This window comes from Arthrospira sp. PCC 8006 (genome assembly GCF_046480465.1).
GTDB classification, from domain to species: domain Bacteria; phylum Cyanobacteriota; class Cyanobacteriia; order Cyanobacteriales; family Microcoleaceae; genus Limnospira; species Limnospira platensis.
Genome location: NZ_PKGG01000328.1, coordinates 1 through 3,949 on the forward strand (window position 1 = coordinate 1; position 3,949 = coordinate 3,949).

General features: G+C 45.7%; 1 protein-coding gene and 1 pseudogene. Both read left to right on the plus strand.

What is annotated here, in order from left to right; all coding sequences use genetic code 11:
• Positions 1-1,251 precede the first annotated feature (1,251 nt).
• Positions 1,252-2,424 (plus strand): annotated as a pseudogene (locus B9T16_RS26530) (group II intron reverse transcriptase); the annotation flags it as partial.
• 143 nt (positions 2,425-2,567) lie between these two features.
• A complete protein-coding gene (lipA, locus tag B9T16_RS26535; RefSeq protein WP_006615955.1) occupies positions 2,568-3,446 on the plus strand; it encodes a lipoyl synthase in 879 nt (292 codons plus the stop codon).
• Positions 3,447-3,949 lie beyond the last annotated feature (503 nt).

Below are 3,949 nucleotides of genomic sequence, written 5' to 3' on the forward strand. Positions count from 1 at the left end.
TCCCTGCCTTGCTTTCTCTTTGGGACATATGAACAGTTATGGGATGGTCAGGGTACGAGTCCCTTATATTCCACCAAGGGGTGMAAGTCCCACTAGGAGGTTATTTCAGGCATTGCAGCCTTATTTGACTCCTAAACGTCTCGCACTCATCAATTTATAGTAGCGAAACAGGTTGAAACGCTGCGCTCAAAAGAGCAAGGGGAAAAGTAGGAGTTTACTTACACTACCTACACAGACCTTGAAAATACCCCGGTGGATAGGACAAATCTAAAGATGGAATGCCCATATAAACGGAACGTTTAAACCCCTCTTAGGCTCTGCTAATAAACAAGTGAGCAATATTACTCGCAAGCAGAGCGTGAAAAGTGTAAGCGTATGGTGCGAGACGTTCGGGTATTAAATAGGGCTTAAATGCCCGAAATAACTACCCGGTGAGGATTCCAGCTCCGAATCTGGATATAAGGAGACCTCTCCTGAGCATCCTCATAACTGATTATATGTCCCGACGCTTAGGTAACTAAGCAAGGCAGGGAACTCAAGGTCATAAACGAACTGAGAAATCAGGGAGTAGAGAGTAACGGCGATAGCCACCCCCAGTTTTGGAAATCATAACTCCAGGATWGAAGCGGGGAACGGAAGGCGTGAGGTAGAACCTACCACCAAGACGCGACCACTGCCAACCATCTATGATTAGGAAGACCGAATGTCCGACTTGAACCATCGTAAAGCACGAGCAGCGAAATAGGTTGACACGCTGCGCCCAAAAGGGCAAGGGGAAAAGTGGGGGATTCTGCATTCTACCCACACAGACCTTTAGAAGTACCCCGGTGGAGAGGACAAATCTAAAGATGGAATGCCCATACAAACGGAACGTTTTAACCCCTTCTAGGCTCCGACAATCTGGTCGAGAGAGTCAGTAGTGAAAGTGTAAGCGCATGCTTAGAGGGTGAAGGATGTGACCAGAAGCTAAAGCCCAATTGTCATGGTTGGGATATGCCCAATTGTCACGGTGTGGATATAGATACTGCGGTCAGTAAGAGTATAATGGCGAGGACGAGTTTAAAGACTACGTGCTGCATATAGCTCTGAACATCGAAGTAAAAAGCAGGTCTGTTGATTCTGCTCCTTGGACAAAACAGGGTATCCACACCAGGAGCCGTATGAAGGGAAACTTTCACGTATGGTTCTGAATGGGAGGGGATGGTGGTGACTCCATTCTCGACCCCTAACATATAGCGAAATGCTCTTACCGTGAACCATGATTATCTACTTTCCAAAATTCATTGTCCAAGCAGCCTGAAAAGAGACTTGAAACAATGGCTCAAAGCGGGTGTGCTAGATAACGGTGTATTCGAGGATACAGAAACAGGGACACCTCAAGGAGGAGCGATAAGTCCACTATTGGCCAACATCGCCCTGGATGGAATGGAAAGAATAGTAAAAGAAATGTATCCTAATAAAGGGACGACCACCCAGGTCAACCTAATAAGATATGCCGATGATTTTGTGGTCATATCCAAAGACCTAGAAATCATTGAACAGTGCAAAACTGCTATTTCCGAATGGTTAAAACCTGTAGGACTAAAAATTAAACCCGAAAAGACTCGAATATGCCATACACTCAATCCCATTGAGTACGAAGGTAAAACAGAGGAACCAGGGTTTGATTTTCTAGGATTCAACATCAGGCAATACCCTATAGGAAAATATCAATCCGGGAAAACAGGTGGAGCGGCGAGCCGATTAATCGGACACAAAACCCACATTAAACCCAGCAATAAGGCAGTTAAAGCTCACACAGAAGTGATTAAAGGTGTAATCAGGAAGCATAAAACAGCACCTCAATCAGCCCTGATAAGCAGACTAAACCCAATAATACGAGGTTGGTCAAACTACTATTCAGGGGTAGTTTCAACAGAAGCCTTCAATAAACTAGACCATATAGTCTGGGAAATGTTAAGAGCATGGACAGTTTGAAGATGCGGAAGGGCAAACCTACATGAAAAGCTAAGAAACTATTTCAGWCAYGGAACAATTAAACTTAGCAATGGGAAAGAAAGACACGAAAATTGGCTGTTCCAAACCAAAGATGGGTTACATCTGTTCAATCACAATTGGACTCCAATTGTTAGACATACCCTAATACGCCCTGACGCAACACCATACGACGGAAATTGGACCTACTGGGCAACCAGGAAAGGACAAGCAATCGGCACGCCAAATAGGGTAGCAAAACTACTCAAAAAGCAAAAAGGTAGATGTACCTGGTGCGGGCAATACTTTACCCCATCAGACTTAGTTGAAGTAGACCACATTGTACCTAGAAGCCACGGTGGAAAGGATGAATACAAAAATCTTCAACTGCTACACCGCCACACCCGCGACAATAAGACGGCATTAGATGACGCAAAGCTGTGTTCTTAACAAAAGAAGCAATCAAACTAGGAGCCGTCTGAAGGGAAAACTTTCATGCACGGTTCTGAATGGGAGGGGTAGACCGTGAGGTCTATCTCGACCACTAATTGAACTAATTGGCTAAAATCAAGCTAAACATATCATGAGCTACTATGGTATCTAAACCCGATTGGTTGAGAGTTAAAGCGCCCCAGTTCGAGCGCGTTGGGAACGTTAAAGGGATCCTGCGGGATCTGGGATTAAATACTGTCTGTGAAGAGGCTTCCTGTCCGAATATTGGGGAATGCTTCAACGCGGGGACGGCTACATTTTTGATTATGGGTCCGGCTTGTACCCGCGCCTGTCCCTATTGTGATATTGACTTTGAGAAAAAACCACAGGCTCTTGATCGGACAGAACCGGAAAGATTGGCTGAGGCGGTGCGACGGATGCAGTTAAATCATCTGGTGATTACGTCGGTGAACCGGGATGATTTACCTGATGGGGGAGCATCTCAATTTGTCCGCTGTATTGAATCGGTACGATCGCTATCTCCCAAAACTACCATAGAGGTATTAATCCCAGACCTGTGTGGCAATTGGGAAGCCCTAGAGACCATTCTACAGGCTAAACCAGAAGTCCTCAACCATAATACTGAAACTGTCCAACGATTATATCGGCGGGTTCGTCCCCAGGGTGACTATCACCGTAGTTTAGAATTATTAAGGCGATCGCGACAAATCGCCCCGTGGTTATATACCAAATCTGGGTTAATGGTAGGATTAGGTGAAACCGATGCAGAAATCCGCCAAGCCATGGTAGATCTGCGAGAGGTTGACTGCGATATCCTGACCCTAGGACAATACCTGCAACCGAGTTCTAAGCATCTGGCTGTAGCTGATTTTATTCCCCCGGAACAATTTGCGACTTGGAAAGCCTACGGGGAGTCTCTAGGGTTCTTACAAATTGTCGCTTCTCCCCTGACTCGTAGTTCCTACCATGCTGAACAGGTGCAGAAGTTGATGCAGCTTTACCCTCGCAGTTCCAATTAGCCAGCCATCAAAGTAGTAGCAGGTGAAAGGCTAATTGTGATCATGATCTCAGTGCGAGACGTTTAGGCATCAAATAGGGCTGCAATGCCCGAAATAACTGCCTAGTGGGGACTCCAACCCCTTGGTTGGATATAAGAAGCGAGCTGATGGCCATCCTCATAACTGTTTATATGTCCCAACGCTTGGACATGACCTTCCAAGCAAGGCAGGGAGCTCAAGGTCACAAAACAATTTGCTGAGTGGAGTCGTGACCCATTTCAGTAGAGAGCATGATTTAATCTCAAATTAGGTTAATATTTTAGGGCAATATGGTATAATAAGCGAGAAGTGCGAGACGTTTAGGAGTCAAATAAGGCTGCAATGCCTGAAATAACCTCCTAGTGGGACTTGCACCCCTTGGTGGAATATAAGGGATTCGCACCCCTGACCATCCCATAACTGTTTATATGTCCCGACGCTTGGAGAAATCTAAGCAAGGCAGGGGACTCAAGGTCATAAACCAA